Here is a 24414-nt window from a genome sequence, read left to right on the forward strand (position 1 = left end):
CTCTGTAAGTTTCGTCAGCATTTTCTCTTGACTTCTCAAAAATTTATTCTTCGCTTTCGGCAACTTCTGCCACATCAGTCACATCAACTTCAGCAGTTTCAGTTGTTTCCAGAACTTCATCAAGACCAACCACTTCACTTGCTTGCGCAGCATCAAGTGTTTCGCCATCTTCTCCAACAAATTCATAATCGTCCATATTGAACTCATCAGCAGCTTTGATATCAATCTTGCTATTCGTAACATGAGCAGCCAAACGAACGTTTTGTCCACGTTTACCAATTGCAAGTGACAATTGATCACGCGCAACAACCGCCAAACTTGAACCATCTTCCGTAATCAAAACTTGTTCAATACGCGCTGGTTTCAAAGCATTCGCCACAAGGGTTGCTTTATCATCAGACCATTCAATAATGTCCATTTTTTCGCCAGCAAGCTCACGAATAATACCTTGGATACGTGAACCTTTTGAACCGACCATTGTTCCGATTGCATCGACATTTTCATCGTGGCTTTGCACGATAACTTTTGCACGATCCCCAGCATCACGCGCGATAGATTTGATTTCTACCGTGCCATCGAAAACTTCAGGAATTTCTTTTTCAAACATCCGTTTGAGCATATCAGGAGCCGTACGAGAAATGAAAACCCGTGTACCTTTTGGCGTCAAGACCACATCAGTCACATAAACTTTCACACGGTCACCCACATGATAGTTCTCTTGCGGAATTTGATCTTTCTTCGTCAAAAGCGCATCCACACGACCAAGATTCACGTAAATCGCACGCGCATCAACTTTTTCCACCGTTCCTTGAATAATTTCATCTTTATAACGTGAATATTCATTGTAGATAATCGTACGTTCTTCTTCACGCATTTTTTGCATGATGACTTGTTTAGCCGCCCCAGCAGCCGTACGAGCAAAATCTTTTGGTTTTTCCTCAAACATGATTTTGTCGCCAATTTCATAATGAGGATTCAATTCCAAAGCATCTTCCAAACTGATTTCAAGTCGGCTATCAAAAACTTCATCGACAACTTCACGTGTCGAATAAACATTAAAGTTACCTTTTTTCTCGTCAAAAATAACTTTGACATTTTGAGCCTGACCATATTGACGTTTATAAGCTGCTGTGATAGCTTGCTCAATCGCTTCAATAACGATCTCAGATTTGATTCCTTTTTGCTCTTCCAACATTGCAAAGGCGTTCAGCATTTCTTTGCTCATTTTTATCTCTCTTTCTTTTAAGAAACTTTCAATATTATAGTTTAAATCAGATGATTTAGCGATTAAAATTTGACCATTGTCTGTGCCTTAGCCACAGCAGAAAGTGGAATTTCAACTTTTTTGTGTCGTGTCTTATCCAAGACATCAATCACCAAAGTTTCCCCATCAAAACTAATCAAATCACCAGTAAATTCTTTTTCATTATTGATTTTTTGGTAAAGTTTAACAAAAACATACTCGCCCACAGCCCCAACAAAATGCTCAGGTTTACGCAAAGGACGCTCTGCCCCAGGACTCGCCACCTCCAACATATAACCTTCTGTTGGAAAAGGATCTGGCGTGATTGTATCCAACAATGGTGAGATCAACTCACTCAATTCAGCCGTTTCATCAATCTCAATACCGCCTTCTTTATCTATCAAGATAGAAAGCAACATATCACCGCCAAATTTCTCCCACTCCACAGCAAACAATTCAAATGGTTCTGGAATATGTGGTTTGATGAAATCTTCGACTGTTTTTACAATATCGTTCATACACAATTCTCCTTTCATAGAATGCAAAGTCAAACGACTCTCACCCCTAAAAAAATCCATAAGAGAAGGAGCGTTCAACCGAACGCTCCTTTCTAATAGTTTATTTATATTCATTATAGCACGATTTAAAATAATGTCAAGAAAATTTATGAAAAAAATCAGCTTAAATCGAAGAAAAAAACAAAACCGCTTCCAATCAGCTGAGCCTTGAAAATAAAAAAATCAAGGAGTAAAATAAAAACTGTTATACCGTCGCGATCAAAACATGAGGAAAATAACAACCATGAAAATTTATATGCAATTACTCATCATTTTCGGATTCAGTTACGCTGGAAATCTTATCTCTAACTTCTTTCACCTTCCCGTCCCGGGGTCTATTCTTGGCATGATTTTCTTATTTTTAGCCCTTCAATTTAGAGTTCTCAAGTTTACCGACGTTGACGAAGTGGGAAGTTTTCTCATTAACAACATGACTATCCTCTTCCTACCCGCAGGTGTCGGCATCATGGCAAAATGGAACTTGATTAGCAACTATTGGTGGCAGATTAGTCTGATTATCCTTTTGGCCCTCCTGCTCAATTTCCTTGTACTTGGCAAACTTGTCGAAGCCATCAAAAAAAGATTTGAAGGCGACTACCCGACTCCACAACTCACAAGTCACCAAATCGCTCTTGATGTCATCAATCAGCACTCTCGCAACAAACGTCTGCACAAAGAATGGTGGCAACTTGACTCTGATCAAGACAAGCAATCCTCTACCGAAAATACCGAATCTTCTACCCCTGATCACAAATCCACTGAAAACGAGGAAGTCTAATATGTTTAATCAACTCACCGCCGATCCTTTATTTGGACTTGTCTTAACCATTTTAACCTTCATGGTTGGTGTACGAATCAATGAAAATATCCGTAAACCCTATACTAACCCCCTTCTCTTTGCCACACTTGCCATTATTATCATCCTACTTCTTTTTCACATTCCCTATAAGAACTATTATGTCGGCGGTTCAATTATCAATGACCTCATCGGCCCAAGTACCGTAGCACTCGGTATCCCCCTCTACAAAACCTTTCATCTCATGAAGCACCATGCACGCTCAATTGTTAGTTCAATTGCCGTTGCTGCCTTGCTCAATACTATTTTAACCGCCCTTTGTGCCAAATTCTTTGGACTGTCTAAACTAGCCAGTCTCTCCATTTTCCCCAAATCTGTCACTACCGCTATGGCCATGGGAATTTCTGACAAAATGCATGGGGTTGAACAAATTACCGTTGTTGTCGTCGTCGCCACAGGTATTCTCACCAGTGTCCTCGGCCGTCCCCTTCTAAAACTCTTCAAAATCAACGACCCCGTCGCCCAAGGAATCGCTCTCGGCGGAACAGGACACGCTGTCGGCACAGGTACAGCAATCGAACTTGGCAAAACACAAGGCGCAATGGCAGCCCTCAGTATTGGCGTGACAGGCATCATGTATGTCATCTTTGCCCCTCTCGTTGCTCATCTCATCCTCGGTTACTAAACTTTTAATCAAAAAATACCAAAGCAACTTTGGTATTTTTTATTATCTTTTTATAAGTTTCAATCGCAAAGTCAAAAATATCAGTAGGCTTATCCCAACAATACTAAGCACCAACCCAGAACCAGCGCCACCAGCATGAGGCATTTGAAGATTTGCTCCCTCATAAGCCAGATAGACATTGATTTCCACATCATCAACATTTTCATCAATCGCTTGTGCAGTTACCGCAGTTTTATCAGCTGTCAGATAAGGCTGAGTCCCATTAGTACCATCAGCACCCACCACATCATAAGCCAGTGAACTCGGATGGCTTTTTTGCCCAAAAGACAGCACACCCGATGTCCAAACCGCCCAATCACTATTGCTTGAACCGTCACTATTAAAAGGATGACTATCTGCCGTAGGCTCACTATCTCCCTTGAAATAATAAACCGTCGAATTTCCAGCAGCATCTTTCACTGTTTCAAAAGTAATCGTTCTCGTCTGCTTAATCGCACCCGCCAAAGCCTTCTTGCTCGTTGAGTCCAAATAATTGATCGTTTCTGTCACGGTCTTTTCCTGACGATTAGAAAAGCTAAAATCGCCATTGTAAACCATGGTATATTCAAGATTTTCTGGACTATTTACCGCCTGTAATTGAAAAGGTTGTATGGGCTGGTCAAAGTCTGTATTTACTATAGGAGCATCAGCTAAATCTGGTGTATCCAGTTTTGTCTTCGTCCATTTATATCCTGCAATATAAGGCGCATAAAATAGCGAATTAGAAGAGGGCATCGTATCCCGCCGTTCCCAGTTTCCTTCAGGCACACCATTGGCATCAAATTCTGGCATGGTCGTCGAATTGTAAGTCTGCGAAAAATAATAAAAAGGTTGAGGAACCTGATTATCGACCTTGACTACCGTCAAGACAGCCACGTGCCAAGTCCATGGCTCAGTCCGCAGCGTCCCATTAGCCGCATTTGCAAGAGCAGCATCATGCACAGGCAGACCGTCCACACCCGCGTACCAAGGCAAAGGATTGCCCGAACCATCCACAAAGTTAATGGTTTCCGTCGATTTAGTCAAACTGGTGGCCGTATAAGTCGTTTTAGTCATGTGAACAATAAAGTTTTGCCCCACACCATCTTGACTAAAAACAGCACTCGCCGTATTGGCCGCCGTAAAACCATCCGAAATAGTATAATAACCCTTAGACTCCAGATTAGCAATCACACTAGCCGTACTATAAGTCGCCTGTGAACCAAAATCTCCTGTGATTGTATCTTGCTGAAGCACACTGGCAGGATTTTGCCCCGTCGGGTCAATCGAATCGTCCACATAAGTCACCGTCGCCGTTTCAGGTTTAATTTTATAAACATAATAAACATTCAGATTGTTGGTCTGATAAAGTCCTGTCGCAGGATCGCTGACAATTTTAGCACTATTATTTTTCGCCGTCGCAAGCCCCACATAAGAATAACCCGTAGGCACTGTTGACAAAGGATTTGTAATGTAAGTATCAGATCCAACCACACCAGAAGTTGTCACTTTCGGCGCAATCGGATTACCATTCGCATCAATATAGTTGGTCGTAACTGTATTTCTTACAGCCTCAAAGTTAACAAAACTATCTTTTGGGATTTGAACCTGTTGCAAGTTCACCGCACCCCCAGTACTCCCCGTCATGAAAAATGACAGTGAAGTAGGATAAGTTTTGTTTCCTGAGCTATCCGTCGTTGAAACACCAGCCAAATCCTCCAAAGTCGTGATTGGAATGGACCAATCATAAGGGGTCTGAGTAATTGTAGTAACCGTTCCAATTTCTATACGATAAACAGTTGTATTTTTCACCCTATTGACAGTAGCCGTACCTTGTGTATAGCTCCCAGTAGTTGTCGAATTTCCAGAAGGTGAGGTATAAGTAAAGTTTACCGTCTTATTAGTACCAGCACTAAAACCACTTGCAGTAATAGCCGTTACCCCAGACACACTTGGATTCGTTGATGAATAAACGACAGCTGTCGATTTACTCGTCGATGTTCCCCCACCATAGGAAACTTCCAAAGTTCCTTCATTCGCAGGTGTACTACCAGTCCCTGGAGTATAAGTCAAAGTCAAAGGACGAAAAGTCCCATCCGCCAACTCAGAAATCGTTTGTTGAGGACTATCTGTCCGATTATAAGCTGTTTTCGGCGCAATAATCCCATTGTTTCCAGACATCGTAGAATTTGGCGCATCATACATAGGATTAGGATTGGCAAAAGTCCAACCGCCAATAGCAGTACTTCCCGTTTTCAAAGTCGAAGGGTCACCACCATAAAGCTTATTATCATTGCTAGAGCTAATCCCATCTCCCAGAGTATAAGCAGGGTCAGCCGAGGTACTCGTTGTACCAGTTGCTGGCAGATTAGACGGAATCGTGTAGCTGTTAGCCCAAGGGTCAACAGTCCAGCCAAAAGCTCCACGCAGCCCACCAATCCCAGAGTCTGCACCACCAGCCCCTGTTTTCCCAGCATTCCCTGGATAGAAGCCCAGAGAAACACCGTCAGCACCGCCAAGTTTACCCATATTTAAGCCCAAACTCAACCGGATAGGCTGTGTCATATCCATTTGTAGAGCAGTCAAAGCCACAATCCCACTTTGATTTCCTGTAGCAGTAGTCAGTGTAGCCGTACCAAGACCTGTCGTAGCATTATAATCATACCCACCAGTTTGCGCTGTACCATTTGTAGTAACCGCAGTACTCCAGTTACTAGAATGATTCGCATTCCAAGAAAAATAATCTTGAAAATTACTGGCATCAACCGTGACATTATTGATACTAGAAGCAAAGACACTTCTTTTAGGATAGAGCGAGAGGACGAAGAACGAAAAGAGGACAGAAAGTCCCGCAAAAAGACGTATTATTTTTGAATTTTTTCTTTTCATCTTAGCTTCTCCCTCCTCTTTTTTTCTCTAAAAGCATTATAATAACCGCAAAACACAGCATTCCCATAAGCACTCCGCTCAACTTGGAGGAGGCTTCCCCTGTTTTAGGTAGATTCTCGCCAGTTCTCACCTGCTTGGGTGCTGTCGAAAGGGGGTCAACGCTTGATTTAGGATAGAGATAAACCCTATCCAGATAGCCATTTTTTGCCAGATTTTCCACAGGCAAACGTAAAAGGACTGGCGCTGCAGGATTTGCCAATCCCTTTGCACTATTGGTGATTTCTGAGACAATGTAAAAACCATCCTCTAACGAAACCTTCGCTTCTCCCCTGCTATCCGTCATCAAAGCTAATCCTTTACCGACCATTTTATAGGTCGCATGATTAGATAAATCAATCGTCTCACCGTCTTTGTGAGGAGTGATTTTTTGAATCTCATAAGTAATCCCCTCCAAGGGCGCAAGGTCACTATTATCCGTTGATAAGCGGATATTATTGATTTTCAAATCACCCGTATTGATTACTTCATTCCCAGAACCAGCAGTCAAAGCATATTTGACAATAATCACTTCCTGCTCATGTAAACTTCCAAGCTGTCCCTGCGCAAACACTCGCTCCGCGCCTAAAGAACTCACAAAAATGAAGAAAACAAGAAAAAACCGAACGATAACCTTCTTCACTCTAATCAATTTTCCTCCTTTCGCTTCTTCTTTTTTAACACTTTAACCATCACCCAAATCACGGCAAGCCCAGCCAATATCGCTGAGCCAAGAAAAACCCAAAAATCATAACCGTACTTATTACGTTGGATAGACTCTTGCGCTGTTTTAGAATGATAAGGCACGCGCACTCCCGTTACCAACAGCCGTTGGCTATTAACCCCTGTCGGATAACAAGTGATTAAAGTTGCCAAATCTTTCCCTTTTTGGATTCCCAACGTCGAAACATCATCAGGGTTGACAATCTTGATGTTATCAATCTTATATTTCAACTTAAGATTCAAACTATCGATATAAAAAACATCGCCAAGCTTCAACTTATCCAAGTCTGTAAATAAGGTATTATTAACCCGGCCAGAATGTGCTGTCAAGACAGTGTGCGTGTTTTTATCCCCGATGGGCAAGCTAGTATTTTCCAGATGCCCCACCCCAATCGAAAGCGTCTGCTCAGAATCGCCATGATAGATTGGTATATTCTTCACACCAATCTGCGGAATAGAGATATCCCCCATCAGGCCAGTTGAGTCAATTCTCAACAACTGATTATAATTCTGTTGTGGTGCATTATAAAACAGATGCTGACTCTTAGCATAGATATAGTCATTATAGGCTCGCGCCTCAGCTAATATCTGATTGGTTTGTTTTTTATTTAATTTTGAAGTGTCTTTCTCATATCTGGTGATAATCGCTGTTGTTTTATGAGCAATCAAGGTATTTGCAATGATGGGGTAAAATAACGCCCCTAGTGCAATCAATGCAAAAAAGACACTCAAAATATCACGAAAGGAACGTTTTCCTTTCTTTGTAGACGGCTTTTGCTTCATCTTCAAAGTTAAGTCCCTCGTTCCTTTTTCCTTCTTAAATCAAACAACATTATTTGGCTTCATCAGAACCTTTACGACGACGAATCACGATAGATGAAGTCCCAGCTACCGCAGCGATAACCAAAATTCCAATCAAACCTTGTCCCCCTGTGAATGGCAACTTGATATTTGAACCATCCAAGTTATTAGACACTTCGACATTCGTTGTTGTTGGGTCGATTGACGCTGTCACATCAACAACCACGGTTTGGCGGTCGTATCCTTTTGGCGCTTCGGTTTCAATCGCATAGTAATGCGTATTAGCTGTCGAAGTCGCACCAGATACACTAGAACTATCGGTCAATTCGAGACCATCAAATTCGATTTCCCCATCTGCACCAGTCGTCAAGCCATAATCTCCACCAGTGACAGGATTTTGAACATAGCTGGCACTTGCCGTCGCCGTTGTTGAGCCAGAGTCAGCCAGAGCTTGTGCAGCAGACTGTGAATCAGCTTTAATCAATTTGAAAGTTGCACCTGCAAGGGGCGTTTTAGCGACAGAATCAATCTTTTTGATTTTCAAGGCTCCTAGATAAACCTCAGGAACATCGGTCGGTTGGTTTGAGTCACCGGGCAAGGTGTCTGGTGTAGAACTTCCAGTCGTATTGCTCAAATCCAATCCAAAAGCATTTTTGATTGTTGTGGAGTAGCTATTTCCGATTTGACCGTATTTGTAATCTTTTGCCACGGTTGTAGTCAGGTTAACGGTAAATTTATCGGTTGCACTTGTTTTTGCAGCTTTGACTGCTTTTATACCTGTATCAGTGAGCTTCAGATCAATCTTTCCATCCGTCGTGGTCAACGTATAGTCAGTCCCTTCACTGAGGGAAAGTTCTGTACTTCCCACCAGAAAATGAATCGCTTTGTAAGTCAAGTTGCTATTGAGTGTATCGGTCAATTCAAAAGAACCTACCACACCGTCATCTGTTACGAGTGAATCAGAGAAGGCTGATGTCAGATTCCAAGTGATGTCGCTTCCCGCAAAGACTGTCGCTTGTTTGTCGGTTTTGGTATTGTCATTAAGGACATTGTCACCGACTTCAACGGTTTTATTCACCGCATTATCTTGTGAAAGGTTTGTCTTAGGATAAACGTTGATGTCATAGAGCCAGCCGTCTTTTGCTTGTGATGAACTAGAGTTGAGTGGGACTTGAACAATCGCGTCTTGCATCGATGTCACACCATTGACCGTCGTCACTTGATGTAGCAGATAGTAACCATCGGTTGTGATTGGCAGATTTACTGTCCCCGTAGCATCCGTCGTTCCTGTCACAACAGTACTTGTGGTCGTATAGCCTGAACCAGCTGTACTGCCATTTGGTGCTACCATATCTGCTGCTGAGCCAGTCGGTGTAATCATCGTTGCAGTATAAGTCACATTTGCCAGAGGTGTTCCTGTCACATCCTGCTCTGACCCGTCATTCACTGTGTTGGACTGGTTAGCACTAGGGTCACCTTGCAAAGCATGAACTGTGATTTCGCGTGCGCTTGTTGTATCGGGTTGGCTTGTTGCCGCAAATGCTCGTATACCAGCTCCTAAGCTCACACTTGTCATCAATGCAACAGACAACAAGGATACCGCTTTGAGTGAGGTTGTTTTTCCTAAAAGTTTCATCTTGTTATTCTCCTTTATTTAGTAAATATCATCTTTTTTATGTTCGTAATAATAAACGTGTATTCTCAAGATTATGTTAGTTTTTATACAAATTCATTACGTAGTTATTCTAACACTTTGAGATTTTTATTCAAGACATTACGCTCTATTTTTCTTAGTTTTTAGACAAATTAGTATAAGTGTCTAATAATTTTATTTTTCAGCTCAAATGGCGCTATTATCTACTTGGTGACTATTAAATCCTTCACATTTATTCCTTAATCTTTTCTGGTTTTTCCCTCAAGTGTCTTGAATCATTTTGCTGCTCTCGCTGCTTAATTGTTATCAAGTTGGTTACGCCTATCTTTCAAACAAGAGTTAGCTTTCTAGTTTGAAATGCAATTACAAAGGAAATTAGAGTAAAAAATAATATTCACTTTTTTTTGATGAAAAGAATAAAAAAAGTCAGATGAGAAATTTTCTCATCTGACTTTTTATTCATCGTCAACTTCTAGGGAGCGCTCGTGAGTGTCCAGGTCACTTGGCCTTGATAGTTGGCATTTGGGACTTGGAGACTGTTTGGAGCTGTGAGTTTAAAGGCTCCTTCTTCTGAGGTTACCACGGTGGTGAGTTTTCCTGTCGTGGAGTTGCTATCGGATCCTGCTGTGATTGGTGTGTTAAGGGTCATTGGTGTTCCTCTGAAACTCAACATGGTATCACCGAAACTCAAACCGAGCACACTTGTGCTGGTGATTGCTTTGGTTTGTGCCACAGTCAGTGTCCAAGACAGTGTTCCACCAGTTGGGACTGCACGCGCATCATTGACAACGACGTCTTGAGATTTGTGATCTGAATCTTCCATTTCGCCTGTCAAATTTTGGGTGCTGCCTGTGATGAAGTGAGTTCCAAAGTCGATATTGCTTGGAACAGAGAATGAAACGACGCCTTCATAGTCATATTGTGCTGAGTAGTTATTGGAAGGTGTGGCTAGAAGATTTCCTCCTGCTAGTGCTACGACATTGGCCAGTGCTACTGTCGTGGCGTTGGTATCGAAATTACCGTTTGGATCAGCGTAGTGAGCCAAGTACCAATTTTGGTAGGTGGTTCCGCCTGCAAGTATCTTAGCCTTAAGGGCATTTTCAGTCGCGGTCACGACACTGCTCGGAATTGGTGCGCCTGTCAGTCCTGTCCACACTGTCCCGTTAGCATCTGATTGGAAAGAGATGGTAAAACTATCAGGTGGTGTCAAGGTAATTCCTGCACCAGTGAAGTTAGCACGTAAGGTTGGTTTTTGAGTCAGGGCATTAAGGATAATGACCCAGTTTTGTGTGGCTGCACTCGTCACTGTCGGGAAGACTGCGCGTGTCGCTAGGTACAAATCACTCGGCGCACTCGCAGCTGTACCGGTCTTTGTCACAGTGTTGCCTGAAGCATCTTTACCTGTCAAGGTAATAGTTGTACCAGAATAAGTAAAGCTGGTATAAGTATTTCCATCGGGTGTTGCTACGGATTGGACTCCATAGCCTGTTGGGAGCCAGTTGGCTGGCATTGATGTCAAGGATGCGCCTGTCCCTGCTGTGAGTGTACTGTTTGTTGGGAGATTTCCTTGGAGCTTACCGGGATTTGCCGTCGTTGCTCCAGAGTCCGTCGCACCGGGAGTTCCTTTGGCCCATTGGTAGGTAAAGTTCACTTTGTTTTGGTTGGCAGATACTGTCGTAGCAAAGGTCATGCCACTCGCCGTTGTTCCCGTATACTTCGCATTAGCCGATAGAGCCGCTGCTAAACTACTGTATGTTCCGAGGGTTGTACCATTTGCTGTGACCACAACGCTTGTGGTGTAACCTGTCGGTGCGGTATAAGTCGGCGCACCAGTGATGGCTGTGGTATAAGCACCTGATACTGAGCTTGTGCTTGGCAAAGCTGGGCCAGTGGAGCCACTGGCATAGTTGAAAGTGAAGTTAGCGGTGATTTTATCCGCTTCATAATACATCAAGAACACGTTTGGAGTTCCTGAGCCAAATCCTGCTAGTTCATTAGCGGGCTGACTGGTCAAGGAAACGGGAATCATGCCGCCATTTTCAGCGTTAGCGTCTTTGATAGCTGCTGCCATTGCGGCAGAGATATCTGAATAACCCGTGTAATAACCTGCAGTACTTGTGCTTGGGGCAGTGTTGGCTGTTGGACTTGTCCAACCTAGAGCGCTGGTCGTCCAGAACACACGGTTTTGTGCCGCTTTTGAGTCATAATACTTGACCCCGGCGTAGTGATAACCTGCGGGTAAAGCTTGAATCGTTGTTGGTGCAGTGATAGCTGTACCTGTGACACCTGTTTGACCTGCTGGTGTAGCTGGATAAGTTGTCAGATTTGCTGCGGTACTTTGGGTATTAAACGCGTGTCCGTAAGCAAACCAAGCCGACTGTGCTGTTGGCACGTAGTAGACATTGATTTGGTTAGGGTTAGGGTTAGGGTTAGAACTATCATAGTTTGCCACAGTGAGGTACTGCGTTGAAGCTGTCCCAGTGGTAACATCGTTGTTTGGGTCAGTGGCACTGTCGCCTGTCAAGACTCCACTGCTATTAAAGCTACCACCATAGGTTACTTTATTGCCATTGGCTGCACTCCATGTTTGGTTGTAACCTGCTGGAATGGTAGGGGCAGAGAAAGTATAGAGTCCTGGTACGCCACCTTGTGAAGCAGTCACTCCTCCGGGTTGAGAAAGTGAGATGCGGTCTCCGACATTGGCTGTAATGGTTGAGCTGGTATAGCTGGCTACTTTTTGTTTGGTGACAGAGTTAATGTAGTTGACTTGGACAGGGGCTGTCCCACGGTTCCCTGTGATTTTACTTGTATTGTTTGAGAAAGAGATATTTCCGTAGTTATTTCCTGTCCCACCGAAAGCTCCGATAGACATGGAGCGTGGTAGGGTCAATTTTTGGGTCACTGTTGCAGAGCCCGCACCTGTATTGACCGAGCCGTCAGAGTTCAAGGCTTGTGCATAGTAGGTCAGTGTTCCTGAGATTTTAGCAGCTGTTGTGCCTGGACTATCGGGCGTCCACGTCATCGTGACTTGTTCGTCTTCTGTTTGTTTGGTGTAAGGAATAATCCCATTCAAGCCAGCACCGAGATAGGAGCTTCCTTGCCATTTGCTGATAGGATAGGTAGAACCATTATTATAAGTTCCAGTCGCATCGGGAATAAGGTTTCCAGCCGCTTGGTCAAGCAGTGTCCGGCTATCATTGGTTACGATTGATTTGCTGGCGTAGTCATAAGTTGTCCGGATGACAGAGGCATAGATAGGGCCGGGAGATTGACCAAACCATTGGTCTATCCCATCAATATCTTGCGTTGCATCATCTAACAAACCAGATGAGGCGTTGTAATACAAATCCCGTCCTGCAAAGACTGAGCCTTGAAGTCCCCCAATCCCAAGACCAGCACCTGTTGGAAAATTCACAGGTCGCGTATTTTTTGAAGGGGTGCTTGAATTCGTGTTAATCTGTGCTGTGGTAGATGGTGTCAAAAGAAAACCAACTGCATCGCCAGCCATAGTATAGTCCTGACCCACGATAGGATTTATAATCTGAGTCCGGAAAACACCTGAGATAGATGTCGTATTCGACATATCCATCGCTGCTTTGAAAATCGCATAGCCTGCTTGGTTTTTAGCGTTTTGAGTGAGGTTAAACCAGTTGCCAGCAATTTGAGTTGTTCCTAAACTATTCCAACTTGCTGTATTATTGATTGCAGATGATAGTGTGGTGTCAGACCAGTTATGAGCGCCTGTGTCAAAGGTGCCACCTGAGGTCAGGGCTTGACCACCTAAAGTCGCAGCTTTTACGTCTTGGGCAGGGAGTATTCCTAGAGTTGGCAACATGGTACTTACCAAAAGTAAGGCACTGCTACCTATGTTTATGGACTTTTTAAGTAAGTGTTTTAGATTCGCCATTGTTGTTTCCTCTCTAAAAGTTAGGGGCCTTCTTAAATAGAAGAACCCCCTAACTCATCTTTTCTGCTGTTTTTTAAGGAGCTACTGTCAAGTTCCAAGTGATTGTTCCGGTATGAGCGCCTTCTGCTTGGTCAGCAACGGGTACTGAAAGTGTTGCTTTTGCGAATTTATCAGCGTAGTAACCAGAAACTGCACCAGTAGATGATACAAGGGTTTGTGGTTGGCTTGTCAGTGTGTGGCTACCTGCTACGTCAGCAAGTGAGCTTGTGTCTGTCGCGCTATTTCCACTGATGTTTGAGAATGTTGCATCACCCAGTGTAATGGTTGAGCTGTCTAATCCTGAAAGTGCTGAAGCTTCGGCAGAGATAGTATAGTTTGTTTGTGTACCATCCAAGTCATGCCATGTCACTAATGGAGCTGCTTGAGAGTTGCTTGAACCATCTGTCGCTGTACCTGCTACAAAGTCTGTCGTCTTGCCGTCTACTTGGTGAACACCAAAGTCAAAGTCACTGGCATAGTCAAGGGCTAAAGCTCCTGGTTGTGGCGTGATTGTTGTTGGTGGTTCAGTAGGGATAGTGATTGGTGGGAGTGGTGTTATAGGAGTTGGAGCTGTGAAGTTCACTCCTGTGTTTGATGTCCATGATGCCCCTGATGTACCTGAAGTAGTGGCACCTGGAGTCGTTACAGCACCAGTCGTAGAATCAGCAAATGCTGGAGCGGCAGTAGCAACAAGTGTAAGAGCAGTCAAAGCTGCAGATGCGAGTGTGAGTCCTTTTTTCATGATTCTTCCTTCCTTTTTTTAAGAAATTAACATTTTTTACTCTGCTCTTTTCTTTGTGATGAAGAGCATGAGTGCTAATAGAATAAGAGATGTGCCTGCGGGGATGAGGTTCGTTTGTGTTGCTCCGGTTTTTGGGAGCGTCCCTTTAGGTGCGACTTCGTTCGGAGAATTTCCGGGTGGAAGTCCTGGAGCGGGAGGTTTAGGCAAATTAGGGTTTGCGATAAACGTCACCGTTGTTCGTGTCGTCGCTGTATCTGTCGTGGCATCAGCGCGTGGCGGATGTCCCACTACAAATAAGAGTAAGACAACAACAATGATTTTTTTCACTCATGATTCTCCTTTCTTTGAAGCCGCGTTGCTATGCTTCTGAATGATGACGTCTAGTATCGCCATTCAGAAACACAGCAAGCGGCTTCCTCCTTTTTTTCCCTAAATTGTTCTTTTGCCTTAAAGCTCTGCTTCTTCTCTATTCTTTTTCTTCGTCGTCTTTTTTACGACGTTTGAAGAGAAGGAAGATGATGATTAACAGCAGAAGAATGATGATGGTCAAGCCGACAATAAGTAACCAGTCGACTTGGGACTTCTTGCTTACGGTAGCGTCTTTAGCATTTAAGGTGCTTGCTTTTGCTTGCGTAATCGTGAAGTCTTTATCAAAGATCCATCTGTAGTCATACTTTGTCACTTGATTATTAACCATGGTTTGATACTGTCCGTTCGTGTCTTTACCTCCATAGACCGTCATTTTCAGATGGTATTTCCCTGGCTTGAGTGGTTCAGAGCTTTGGCCATTGAGTACGCCTTGAAGGGAAACTGGTATCGCAAGGTTAAAGTTGGAGTTTGGTGCCATCTCCATCGCATCGTTGTGATAAGTATATTTTATAGATGTATCGTCAGATTTAGTAACAACAGCGTCGGTATTCATGTCCATGAGGTAGGCAGGCGCTGCGTTAGTCAGGTTAGCGGCAATGACATTTCGCTGGTTGACTTGGTCGGGGCCGACTTTTCCTAAGGAAAGTGTGGGAGCGACTTTATCAAGCGTGTTTTGTAAGACTAATCCAATCACGTAACGGTATCTGTTGGTGATGGATACGCCGCTTTTTTGAGCGGATGCGCTGTCGTCAGAGCTTTGCGCATCTTCAAAGTTGAAGCCTCCGGCAATCACTCCTGTGAAGGTCTGCTCGGGGCTGGTCAGTGTGGCTGTGACTTTCGCCATGCTTTTGGCGGCGACGGTCACTGTGGCAGGAAGTTTGACATAATCTTTTAAATCAATCTTTAGGGAGGGGTCGGGTTTGACCAAATCTGGTGTGTAGCCGACGTTTCCTGACTGACTGGTGAAGGCTGTCCCGAAGGTTGTCTTCACTTTGATTGGTTTGCTGGAATTATTATAGAGGGTAAACTCTAAGTTTTGAGATTGGTTGGGCTTTAACAGAAGGTTAAAGTAGCCAAGGTTGGATCCCGTTTGATTTTCTCCGACGGTCGGAGTTACTGAGAAGTTGGCACTGTCTGCGTGCGCAACTGTCGCAGCTGGGAGCAAAAACGAGAGGAATGATAAACTTGTGATGATGACTTTTTTTGTTTTCAAAATGCCTCCTTCTTTCTCTCCTTTGTTTATATTATTATTATAATATTTCGTTTTTGTTTCGTCAAGTTTTATTTGTTACTTCAATGAGAAGGCTCGGAAATCTTCTTACTTTGTAATATTTGGGCTTTGGAGGGAATTTTTAGGAAGGGGTTTGCTGGCTGATGTAATCGGTTTGATTTCGCGGTGTATTCTTTAGCGTGCAAAAAAAAAAAATCGTTCAGTTTTCAGAACGATTTTTTTGAGTCATTTTCCTTGTGTATTCACGTTTTAGGGTGGCTCGGACTTCTGTTGCGCCTATCTTTTTGAGGCAACGGAGGAGTTCAAGCATTTCTTTTTTTCCTCTTTTGCTATCAATAAAACTGTAAGTATAGTAAGATTTGGCGAAACTTCGTTTGACTCGGTCGAGGACGTCGGAGGGCATCAGTAATTGCTCGGATTTTTCAAGGAGGTCTTTGGCTGCTGGTTGATTGTTTTGATCGGAGTAGGATAAAATCATCTTGTAGAGAAAACGTTGGACTAATACGCGATAATAGAGGATTTTGGTGTAAGTCATGCTGGAAGAAAAGAGTCTACTTGAGATGGTTTCGATAAAAGTAGAGTTGAGGAGATGTCCGATGTTAGCAAGGAGGGAGAGTTCGTAAATTCCCCAGTATTGAACTCCGTTGAGGTAGTTTTCAAGCTGTTGGAGTTCATCAGCATTTAAGTGGGTGTAAAGTCCTTTGGCGCAGTAGGCGATGAGCTGATACTGCTCGTCTTGTTCTCTGTAATCTTCGTAGATTCTTTGTAATTCTTTTGTATCATTAAAGTAATAGGCATATTCTATCTCGGTAAAGATACTGATATAGTCATCTTGCACTCCGTCGTTAATAATCAGGCTATAATCATGCAGGGAGGTATTCATTTTTTGGAGGGCTAGGTCTAAGGTGTCAAAAGCAATCATGCTTTTTCCATTTTCAAAATTTGAGAGAGAGGATTTGGAGATTCCTAAATCTTGGAAGTCAGATAAGGAGAGTTCATGTTGGATTCGGAGATCTCGGAAAGTTTTGCCGTATTTAAGATAAACCATCTGTTCACACTTTCTTTTTCGCGGTTTGAATTGGCTCTATTATAGTTCACTTTGGCTGGTTTTTCAAATGGTTTGACGTTTTTTTAGGTTTTTAGCAAAAAAACACCTCTGAAAGAGGTGATTTTTTATTTTCGTTTGCGGGCAATGAGATGAATCGGTGTTCCTTCAAAGACAAAGGCTTTACGGATTTGATTTTCCAAAAAGCGCAGGTATGAGAAGTGCATGAGTTCTTCTTCGTTGACAAAAACGACAAATGTTGGTGGTTTAATCGCCACTTGGGTCGCATAGAAGATTTTGAGGCGTTTGCCTTTGTCGGTCGGTGTTGGGTTGATAGCAACCGCATCCATGATGACGTCATTGAGGACTGAGCTTGAAATCCGCAAGTTTTGGGCATGGTGGATTTCTTTAATCATGTCTGGCAATTTGTTCAGGCGTTGACCTGTTTTTGCTGAGACGTAAACGATTGGTGCATAGTCGAGGAATTTGAACTTGGTACGGATTTCCAGTTCAAAGTTTTTCATGGTGCTGTTATCTTTTTCGAGGGTGTCCCATTTGTTGACAACGATGAGGATTCCTTTTCCTGCTTCGTGGGCGAAACCTGCGATACGCATATCGTATTCGCGGATACCTTCTTCGGCATTGATGACCATGAGGACGATGTCGGAGCGGTCAATGGCACGCATGGCACGCATAACAGAGTATTTTTCTGTGTTTTCGTAGATTTTACCTGATTTGCGCATTCCGGCGGTGTCAATCATGACAAATTCTTGGTCTTCGCTGTCGGTGAAGTGAGTGTCGATGGCATCACGGGTTGTGCCGGCGATGGGACTTGCGATGACGCGGTCTTCTCCCAAAATGGCATTGATGAGGGAAGATTTACCGACGTTTGGTCGACCAATCAGGCTGAACTTGATGACATTTTCGTTTTCTTCTTCGATTTCTTTGGGAAGATTTTGCACGATGGCATCAAGTACGTCCCCTGTCCCGATCCCGTGAACGGCAGATACGGGGTAGGGATCGCCAAGGCCAAGTGAATAGAAATCAAAGATTTCCATACGGCGCTCTGGGTTATCGACTTTATTGACAATGAGGATAACGGGTTTATCGGTACGGTAAAGGATGTTAGCTACGGCTTCGTCGGCGTCGGTGATTCCTGTTTCGCCATCAACTACGGCGATGATGACATCGGCTTCGGTCATAGCGATTTCGGCTTGGGCACGAATCTCAGTCATGAATGGCTCATCAGAAAGTTCAATCCCGCCGGTGTCAATGATGTTGAACTTGCGGGTCAGCCATTCGCCTGTGGCATAGATACGGTCACGGGTAACGCCGGGGATGTCTTCGACAATGGAGATGCGCTCGCCTGCGATACGGTTGAAAATGGTGGATTTGCCGACGTTGGGACGACCAACGATAGCTACAGTGGGTAAGGACATATTTTATTCTCTCTTTTTTTGGTTTTTTTGAAAAGGGTGTTGAGTGGGATTGAACTTGCCTTATCAGATGATTTCAATGCCAAAGAGGCTGGTGAAAAATGGTGCTTGATTGAGGTTAATTTTGATATTTTGGGCAAGTCGCGGGGTGATTTCAAGGCTGTCAAATTGATTGGTGGAGAAGTCAAGATGACTCAAATCGGTTTCCCAGAAGTTTGCTTTGTCGAGTTGGTTTTGTTCGTAGTGAACATTGTCAAAACGGCAAGCGGTGAAGAGACTTTCTTGGGCTTCGTTGGCTAGGAAGCGAACGGACTTGAGGGTGCTTGCTGAGAAGTTGGCATAGGTGAGGAGGTTTTGCTCAAATTCTACGTCTTGAAAGTGTGTGTCTGTGAAATCTGTTCCCAAGAGTTTGCAAGCTTTGAATTGACAGCGGTAAAAGGCGACTTTGTTAAAATCTAGGTTGGAAAAGTCACATTTTTCAAAGGTGCAATCGGTAAATTCGGCGATTGAGCCTGTGGTCAAATCAAGGCTTGATTTTTCAAAGTGACAGGCTGAAAACAGGGTTCGCTCAAATAGAGTCAGGCATTCGCCGATAAATTGGGCTTGGTAAAGTTCGCCATCCGCAAAATCTTGGCGACTGGCAGGGGTGAAGAGTGCTGGTTGCTTGGGTTTGAGGATTTTTTTTGCTTTCACAATAATTTTTTAGCTTTCAGGTTTTCGGTGGAGCTTGGAATTTCTGGGACGCCCCATTGAGCGACTACCCGCTCTGACCATTTGTTAAGACGGCGAGCACCTGCGTATTCGTCTTGGACTTGGTCAAATTTTTCGATGGTTTCAGTCGTTTGCTCAATGTATTTTTCAGGAAAAGCAATATTTTCTAGTGGAAAACGTGGTTTTACTGTGTTTAACCGGGCAGCTTTACCAAGGGCAATCCCAAAGATAGGATAGGTATAGTCTGGCAAACCAAGGACATCAGAGATTTTGGCTGATTGGTCGCGAATCAAACCAACCATAACGCCGTTGTAGCCAAGAGATTCGGCGGCTAAGAGGGCATTTTGTCCTGCCAAAGCGGCGTCAACGGATGAAATCAAGAGGCTTTCAACGCCTTGAGGTTGAAAATTGCCGTCGTGCATTTTGACCGCTTTTTCGGCGCGGTTGAGGTCGCCTACAAAGACGAGGTAGGCGGCACAGTTTTTGATTGATTTCTGTGGTTGATAGGCGTAAATCGCATCTTTTTGGGCTTGGGATTGGACGACAACGACAGAGTAAGATTGGAAATTTTTCCATGTTGAAGCCATTTGTCCTGCTTTTAAGATGGTTTCGAGGTCTTCGCTTGGGATGATTTCTTCTGTAAAGTTGCGGACTGATGTGTGTTGCATCATTAAATCAATGGTTTGGTTTGTTTCAGTCATGACGACGGTTTTCTCCTTTGAGTCGCATTTCTTTTGCTAAATATTTGATACGCTCCATAACGCGCTTGGCGGGCCAGATTTCTTCGGCTTTTTTGGTTTCTGCCAAATGTTGCTCAAGTTCGCTCATTTTTAGGTTGGAGGTGAAAAATGTGGGGAGGTTTTCTTGCATTCGGTGCTGCAGGATGACTTGCAAGATACTGTCACGAACCCACGCGTTGTTTTGCTCAGCGCCAATGTCGTCTAATACGAGGACTTGGCTGGCTTTGATTTCATTGACCCAGAGTTTTGCGTTATCAAAATCGAGGTCAGAAATAAAGGTGGGGTAGTGAAGTAGGGTGGTGGAGATGTTCTTTTTGGCAAGTTCATTGGCCATTGCGGCCAGCATGAAGGATTTTCCTACGCCAAAATCGCCGTAGAGATAGAGGCCTTTGTGCTGGGGAAAATTGCTAATGAAGTCCACTAGGGCTTGGTAGGGTTCGATGCGTTGGACGTCATCTAAAGCGATGTCGGCAAGGCTGACTTGTTTCAAGGATTTGGGCAAGCCGATGATGTTCACTCGGCGCAAGAGATTTTGAGCGGCTTGTTTTTCGGCTAAATCGCTGGTTGTTTGGTAGGAGACGTCTGCATAGCCGTGGTTCATAATCAGGATTGGTTCGTAGCCGTCTGCGGCTCTTTTTTCACCTTTTTTGAATTTTTCACGTTCGCGCAGGTATTCGTAAAATTTGGAATAAGAGCGTTGAATTTCGTCTGTGGTCATCTGGTGTTGACTGATAAAGGTTTGAACAGCGCTGTCTTTCATGACTTCGGTGACTAATTTTTCAAAGTTTTCTCGAATGTCTTGACGTTGTCCTAAGATATCGCCGATTGATTCCATAGCTTTGCGCTCCTTTTTTTCGTGTGTTCAGTGACTAAAAGCAGAGGTTTTCCTTTTGCTTGCTAACTTGTGGGCTTGGTGTTTTCTAATTTTTTGAGGGAGTCAAGTCGGATTTGTTCAAGTTTGACGAGGTCGGCTTGGCTGGTTTTGTTTTCGTAGTTGGGGTTTGACCACTCTGGCGCGGCTTTTTTGATTTTGGCTGGGCCGGTGTGGGTGGTTCTTGCCGCTGCTTGAGTGGCTTTGTTTGCTGCTTGTTCGTTACGTTCTAAGATGCGTTTGACTGCTGTTTCTGCGGTGAAAACTTTGTTTCTTAGCCAATCGTTCGCCAATGTATTGACAAAATTGGCGGAGAGTGAGGCGTTTTTTTGCTGAATTAAAATGTAATGAATAAGGACGTTTTGGACTTGAGCTGGGAGGTTTTGGCGGGCTAAATTTGCCAAAATCTTGCGCTCGTCGCTGCTGACAAAGCCGCCTGCTTGGGTTTTGATTTGGCGAAGAAATTCTTCGGGTTCGTGTGATTTGCTAATCAAAATCAAATCGGCAAAGGCTTTGGGAAATTCTGAGAGGGCTGGTTGGGGTTCGGACTGGGCTGAGAGTTTGCGGATGAGATTGCTCATGTTGAGCGTTTTATCTGCATTGGCGGTGCTTTCAGCTTGTTTGAAGAGTTCGTACCAGTTGAGCTCAAATTTTTCGGCGAGTGAATAGAGGGTCAAGCGGTCTTTATTTTCATCGCTAAAATGGAGGGCTTGGCGTTCCATAAGGCTTTGGAAGGCGCCCATGTCCAATTGGTTGGTTTGTTTTGCGGACTGGCTTTCGGCGGTGAAATTAACTTTGTAAATTTCGTGAAATTTCTTGGAAATTTCTTTGCCTTTTGGTTCTAGTGTTTTTGCTAAGCCAGCCACTCGATTTTCGCCAATTCTTGAGATTAAAAGTTGACGATAGAAATCATCTGCTAGAAAATTTTCAAAGTTAAGGGGACTTTTGACTTCCAGATAAAGGGTGCTATGGTCGTCAAAGACCCGCACGAGCGCTAAGGCTGAAAGTTTATCAAGGGCTTCTGAGAAAGGATGCAAGCCGATATTTAAGTACTCCAAAAAGTGAGAAATTCGCCCTGTCGAAAAGCTGAGCATGAGCTGATAGAGGGCGAAAGCGTCCGTGCCAATAATTGGTAAGTAAAGGAGCGTAAAGGCTTCAGCATCAAAGCTGGTTTTGCCCCGATTGATCATTGTAAAGGAATCTCCTGCTCTCATTTTGCCCTCGCTTTCTTCTCATTTTGTTTTTGGGGTGCTGGATGGATTTGCGTCAGCATTTTCTCTAGCTCTTAGACACAGAGAAAATGCTGACGGATTGGTTTATTGGTGATTTTTGGTGATATTTTTGAGTAAGGCTTCCAATTCGCTGACGTCTTTGAATGAACGGTAGACGCTGGCAAAACGGATGTAGGTAATATCATCAATTTTTGCTAATTCTTCCATGACAAATTCGCCAATCGTGTCAGATTTGACTTCGTTTCGATCGAGCTGGCGGATTTTGCGTTCAACATTGGCCACTATGGCTTCGATTTCTTCGCTGGAAACTGGGCGTTTGTAGGCTGAACGGACAAGGCCGCGCACGATTTTTTCACGGTTAAATGGTTCACGTTTGTCATCTTTTTTGATGACTAATAAGGGCATTTCTTCGATGCGCTCAAATGTCGTGAAGCGAAATCCGCAAGATTCGCAGACGCGTCTGCGCCGGATGGCTTCTTCGGCTTGTCTGGAATCTACGACTTTTGAGTCTTCAGAAGAACATTTTGGACACTTCATCTTCTTCTCCTTTTTCATTCTCTTTTTGCTGATGGAAATTTTTTTATTTTCGTCAGTAAATTCTAGGGTTGTTTAGGTTGAAATTTTGCTTCCAAACGGTAAATCACTTGCCCTTTTTTAGAAAATTTTTGCTCGTATTCGGTCATGACGTTGAGTGGGGCAAAGGCTTCATCTTGATGCAAGTCCAACCAAACTTTTTTCAATTCCATGCCGTAATTTGCCAATGAAACTAAAGAGTACTCAAAAAGCCCACGGTTGTCTGTTTTAAAATGAATTTCACCCTCTGAGCGCAAAATTTTCTCGTAAGTTTCCAAGAAAGATTTGTAAGTCAAACGACGTTTTTCATGACGTCCTTTTGGCCAAGGATCAGAGAAATTCAGATAAACTTGATCAATTTCCCCGTCCTCAAAATATTCGCTGAGGCTAGCGCCGTCAACCAGCATCATCTGCACATTTGGCAGACCGGCTTCGATGGCTTTGTCCAAAGCGTATGACAAGACCGACAGCTGCATATCAATCGCAATATAATTGATTTCTGGGTGCAGAGCGGCCATGCCAGTGATGAAAGCTCCTTTGCCGCAACCGACTTCGATATGAATCGGATGATGATTTCCAAAGCGTTCTGACCAGCGACCTTTAAAGTCGGCTGGATTTTCAACAACAATATGTGCGTTTTCAGCAAGCATTTCGCCTGCTCCTTTACGATTTCTGACGCGCATTTTTACCTCAATTTAATTTTTCTCGTTACTTTTTTACTGACGGACTGCTTTTTTTGCTGACGGAAATTTTCGTCAGCAAATTCTCTCGTTTTCAAAGTTTCTTTTTTTCGTCAGCAATTTTTCAGCTGGCAAAATTCACTTTTCGTCAGTAAATTCTCTTATTTGACAAGGCTTAGATAAGCCAAAAAATAGGAAGGACAATTCCCTAGCCTATTTTTTTAAAATATTTTACAAAATTGACGAAGTCCCAAGATTTCTTGATTGACTTCTTTCATTTTTTTCCGCGACAAATATTCTGCAATTTGGCGCAAGAAAGAAAGCTTTCCATACCAAGCCACTTTTTTCATTAACTCAGAATGGGGGCGAACTCCCGATGTCATTAGCCATAAGCTCCATTTTTCAGGCTTGATATAGTGCGACAAAACGTGCGCCATATCTACCATCGCATCTGACAAAAAGACGGTATCCCAATCCACCAGATAAATTTTACCTGTTTTATCGTCTACCAGCCAATTTTTATGATTGACATCGCCATGAACCACGACCACTTCTTCCTCTTGTAAAGTCGGAATCTGCTGACGCATCTCCTCAATAATCTGTGATAAGAAATGGTTGGTTTGCAAAGCTTCAGTATTTTTCACACAATCCTCAAGAAGTTGCTCAGGCGAAATCACCTGACTGCCCAACTTCTTGTAAGATTCCACCAATTTTTTTGACCCATGTAAATGCGCCAAAACATGATTGATTTGGGTGTCTTCCATGTCCTCAGAACTCAAAGTATGTCCATCAATCCAAGGTTGAGCAGATAAGGTGTCTCCTTCAGCAGTCCGTTTCGTCCATAAGACTTTCGGCGTAATGCCTTCGAGATAAATGCTCGCCAAAAAAGGACTCCCGTTTTTTTTAATAAAAACACGTTCCTCGTCACTTTTTCCAGAAAAAGCATTTCCTGAACCGCCTTTAACCGGCGTCATGTCCCAATGTGCTGGCATCACCCTTATCTCCTCCTCCCTTTTTTAAAATTGCTGGTTTCATTTGATTACTGCGCTGCAAAATTAAGCGTTAGGATAGTGAATCAAAATAGTTTGTGTCAAAATATCTGCATATTGATAAGATTCCGTCGTTTTAGGCCCACGCGCTGGAATATTTTCAATTACAAAATGTGTTGCATAGGCTTCAATCAAATTCACTTGATGACGATTTTCACGTTTACGACCAAATTGTGAAGTGATTTCAATCGTCTCACCCAAATGAGCGTTCACTTTATCACGAATATCAACGATTTTTCCAACTTCTTGATTTTGATTATCCATTTTTTCCTCCAAATAAGACGTAAAAGTCGGATTTCTCCGAACATTTCAGTCTTTAACATCAATTTTATCCCAGATTTTATCGTTTTCTAAATTTGAAAATCTAGTTCTTCTGTCTTTCAAAAT

21 protein-coding genes and 1 pseudogene are annotated in these 24414 nt (G+C 43.4%); 2 read left to right on the plus strand and 20 right to left on the minus strand.

Annotated features, from left to right (window positions below):
- Positions 1-43: 43 nt before the first annotated feature.
- Together nusA and rimP are read right to left on the minus strand one after the other, a co-directional pair.
- Positions 44-1225: a transcription termination factor NusA gene (gene nusA, locus EQJ87_RS03415; protein ID WP_130123345.1), complete on the minus strand. Its 1182-nt coding sequence runs from the start codon at positions 1223-1225 to the stop codon at positions 44-46.
- Between the two features lie 62 nt (positions 1226-1287).
- Entirely contained in the window at positions 1288-1761 is a 474-nt protein-coding gene (gene rimP / locus EQJ87_RS03420) for a ribosome maturation factor RimP (protein WP_130123346.1), read from the minus strand.
- Positions 1762-2044: 283 nt separating this feature from the next.
- On the opposite strand from rimP, the pseudogene EQJ87_RS03425 reads away from it, so the two are divergent.
- Together EQJ87_RS03425 and EQJ87_RS03430 are read left to right on the plus strand one after the other, a co-directional pair.
- Positions 2045-2398: pseudogene (locus tag EQJ87_RS03425) on the plus strand (CidA/LrgA family protein); the annotation flags it as partial.
- Between the two features lie 181 nt (positions 2399-2579).
- Positions 2580-3281 (plus strand): LrgB family protein, encoded by a 702-nt coding sequence (locus EQJ87_RS03430; protein ID WP_130123348.1) that lies wholly within the window; start codon positions 2580-2582, stop codon positions 3279-3281.
- A gap of 42 nt (positions 3282-3323) precedes the next feature.
- On the opposite strand, the gene EQJ87_RS03435 is transcribed toward EQJ87_RS03430, so the two are convergent.
- The 18 genes from EQJ87_RS03435 to EQJ87_RS03520 all read right to left on the minus strand — a co-directional run bounded on the left by EQJ87_RS03435 (position 3324) and on the right by EQJ87_RS03520 (position 24291).
- Positions 3324-6188 (minus strand): mucin-binding protein, encoded by a 2865-nt coding sequence (locus tag EQJ87_RS03435; protein ID WP_130123349.1) that lies wholly within the window; start codon positions 6186-6188, stop codon positions 3324-3326.
- A gap of 1 nt (position 6189) precedes the next feature.
- Entirely contained in the window at positions 6190-6867 is a 678-nt protein-coding gene (locus EQJ87_RS03440; RefSeq protein WP_223804537.1) for a pilin N-terminal domain-containing protein, read from the minus strand.
- Between the two features lie 5 nt (positions 6868-6872).
- Positions 6873-7730, minus strand: coding sequence for a class C sortase (locus EQJ87_RS03445; RefSeq protein ID WP_130123351.1), 858 nt, complete (start codon positions 7728-7730; stop codon positions 6873-6875).
- Between the two features lie 49 nt (positions 7731-7779).
- Entirely contained in the window at positions 7780-9384 is a 1605-nt protein-coding gene (locus EQJ87_RS03450; RefSeq protein WP_130123352.1) for a SpaH/EbpB family LPXTG-anchored major pilin, read from the minus strand.
- A 490-nt stretch (positions 9385-9874) separates the two neighbouring features.
- Positions 9875-13309, minus strand: a complete 3435-nt coding sequence (locus EQJ87_RS03455; RefSeq protein WP_130123353.1) for a beta strand repeat-containing protein — start codon at positions 13307-13309, stop codon at positions 9875-9877.
- A gap of 73 nt (positions 13310-13382) precedes the next feature.
- Entirely contained in the window at positions 13383-14090 is a 708-nt protein-coding gene (locus EQJ87_RS03460; RefSeq protein ID WP_130123354.1) for a WxL domain-containing protein, read from the minus strand.
- A gap of 36 nt (positions 14091-14126) precedes the next feature.
- Positions 14127-14417: an LPXTG cell wall anchor domain-containing protein gene (locus EQJ87_RS03465; RefSeq protein ID WP_130123355.1), complete on the minus strand. Its 291-nt coding sequence runs from the start codon at positions 14415-14417 to the stop codon at positions 14127-14129.
- Positions 14418-14556: 139 nt separating this feature from the next.
- The gene (locus EQJ87_RS03470) at positions 14557-15672 is read right to left on the minus strand and encodes a DUF916 and DUF3324 domain-containing protein (protein WP_130123356.1); all 1116 of its coding nucleotides are present in this window, start codon (positions 15670-15672) and stop codon (positions 14557-14559) included.
- A gap of 217 nt (positions 15673-15889) precedes the next feature.
- Positions 15890-16738, minus strand: a complete 849-nt coding sequence (locus EQJ87_RS03475) for an Rgg/GadR/MutR family transcriptional regulator (protein ID WP_130123357.1) — start codon at positions 16736-16738, stop codon at positions 15890-15892.
- Between the two features lie 125 nt (positions 16739-16863).
- The gene (gene der / locus EQJ87_RS03480; RefSeq protein WP_130123358.1) at positions 16864-18174 is read right to left on the minus strand and encodes a ribosome biogenesis GTPase Der; all 1311 of its coding nucleotides are present in this window, start codon (positions 18172-18174) and stop codon (positions 16864-16866) included.
- A 63-nt stretch (positions 18175-18237) separates the two neighbouring features.
- On the minus strand, positions 18238-18864 hold the full coding sequence (locus EQJ87_RS03485; RefSeq protein ID WP_190289032.1) for a pentapeptide repeat-containing protein: 627 nt from the start codon (positions 18862-18864) through the stop codon (positions 18238-18240).
- The gene (locus EQJ87_RS03490; protein ID WP_130123359.1) at positions 18861-19583 is read right to left on the minus strand and encodes an NADPH-dependent oxidoreductase; all 723 of its coding nucleotides are present in this window, start codon (positions 19581-19583) and stop codon (positions 18861-18863) included. Before EQJ87_RS03490 ends, EQJ87_RS03485 begins: the two co-directional genes overlap by 4 nt.
- Positions 19576-20457: a primosomal protein DnaI gene (gene dnaI / locus EQJ87_RS03495; RefSeq protein WP_130123360.1), complete on the minus strand. Its 882-nt coding sequence runs from the start codon at positions 20455-20457 to the stop codon at positions 19576-19578. Before dnaI ends, EQJ87_RS03490 begins: the two co-directional genes overlap by 8 nt.
- Positions 20458-20519: 62 nt before the next feature.
- Positions 20520-21707, minus strand: a complete 1188-nt coding sequence (locus EQJ87_RS03500; RefSeq protein WP_130123361.1) for a DnaD domain protein — start codon at positions 21705-21707, stop codon at positions 20520-20522.
- 102 nt (positions 21708-21809) lie between these two features.
- Positions 21810-22262 (minus strand): transcriptional regulator NrdR, encoded by a 453-nt coding sequence (gene nrdR, locus EQJ87_RS03505; protein ID WP_130123362.1) that lies wholly within the window; start codon positions 22260-22262, stop codon positions 21810-21812.
- 62 nt (positions 22263-22324) lie between these two features.
- The gene (gene trmB, locus EQJ87_RS03510; protein ID WP_130123363.1) at positions 22325-22981 is read right to left on the minus strand and encodes a tRNA (guanosine(46)-N7)-methyltransferase TrmB; all 657 of its coding nucleotides are present in this window, start codon (positions 22979-22981) and stop codon (positions 22325-22327) included.
- Between the two features lie 218 nt (positions 22982-23199).
- Positions 23200-23973 (minus strand): phosphotransferase family protein, encoded by a 774-nt coding sequence (locus EQJ87_RS03515; RefSeq protein WP_130123364.1) that lies wholly within the window; start codon positions 23971-23973, stop codon positions 23200-23202.
- Between the two features lie 60 nt (positions 23974-24033).
- Positions 24034-24291, minus strand: a complete 258-nt coding sequence (locus EQJ87_RS03520; protein WP_130123365.1) for a Veg family protein — start codon at positions 24289-24291, stop codon at positions 24034-24036.
- Between the last annotated feature and the right edge of the window lie 123 nt (positions 24292-24414).

The sequence above is a fragment of the Lactococcus sp. S-13 genome (assembly GCF_004210295.1).
Taxonomy (GTDB): Bacteria; Bacillota; Bacilli; order Lactobacillales; family Streptococcaceae; genus Lactococcus.

What these genes read in the sequence shown, in the direction of transcription:
- nusA (WP_130123345.1), bottom strand. Translation starts at nt 1,225, where the DNA reads ATGAGCAAAGAAATGCTGAACGCCTTTGCAATGTTGGAAGAGCAAAAA.
- rimP (WP_130123346.1), bottom strand. Translation starts at nt 1,761, where the DNA reads ATGAACGATATTGTAAAAACAGTCGAAGATTTCATCAAACCACATATT.
- EQJ87_RS03430 (WP_130123348.1), top strand. Translation starts at nt 2,580, where the DNA reads ATGTTTAATCAACTCACCGCCGATCCTTTATTTGGACTTGTCTTAACC.
- EQJ87_RS03435 (WP_130123349.1), bottom strand. Translation starts at nt 6,188, where the DNA reads ATGAAAAGAAAAAATTCAAAAATAATACGTCTTTTTGCGGGACTTTCT.
- EQJ87_RS03445 (WP_130123351.1), bottom strand. Translation starts at nt 7,730, where the DNA reads ATGAAGCAAAAGCCGTCTACAAAGAAAGGAAAACGTTCCTTTCGTGAT.
- EQJ87_RS03450 (WP_130123352.1), bottom strand. Translation starts at nt 9,384, where the DNA reads ATGAAACTTTTAGGAAAAACAACCTCACTCAAAGCGGTATCCTTGTTG.
- EQJ87_RS03455 (WP_130123353.1), bottom strand. Translation starts at nt 13,309, where the DNA reads ATGGCGAATCTAAAACACTTACTTAAAAAGTCCATAAACATAGGTAGC.
- EQJ87_RS03460 (WP_130123354.1), bottom strand. Translation starts at nt 14,090, where the DNA reads ATGAAAAAAGGACTCACACTCGCATCTGCAGCTTTGACTGCTCTTACA.
- EQJ87_RS03475 (WP_130123357.1), bottom strand. Translation starts at nt 16,738, where the DNA reads ATGGTTTATCTTAAATACGGCAAAACTTTCCGAGATCTCCGAATCCAA.
- der (WP_130123358.1), bottom strand. Translation starts at nt 18,174, where the DNA reads ATGTCCTTACCCACTGTAGCTATCGTTGGTCGTCCCAACGTCGGCAAA.
- EQJ87_RS03490 (WP_130123359.1), bottom strand. Translation starts at nt 19,583, where the DNA reads ATGACTGAAACAAACCAAACCATTGATTTAATGATGCAACACACATCA.
- dnaI (WP_130123360.1), bottom strand. Translation starts at nt 20,457, where the DNA reads ATGGAATCAATCGGCGATATCTTAGGACAACGTCAAGACATTCGAGAA.
- EQJ87_RS03500 (WP_130123361.1), bottom strand. Translation starts at nt 21,707, where the DNA reads ATGAGAGCAGGAGATTCCTTTACAATGATCAATCGGGGCAAAACCAGC.
- nrdR (WP_130123362.1), bottom strand. Translation starts at nt 22,262, where the DNA reads ATGAAGTGTCCAAAATGTTCTTCTGAAGACTCAAAAGTCGTAGATTCC.
- trmB (WP_130123363.1), bottom strand. Translation starts at nt 22,981, where the DNA reads ATGCGCGTCAGAAATCGTAAAGGAGCAGGCGAAATGCTTGCTGAAAAC.
- EQJ87_RS03520 (WP_130123365.1), bottom strand. Translation starts at nt 24,291, where the DNA reads ATGGATAATCAAAATCAAGAAGTTGGAAAAATCGTTGATATTCGTGAT.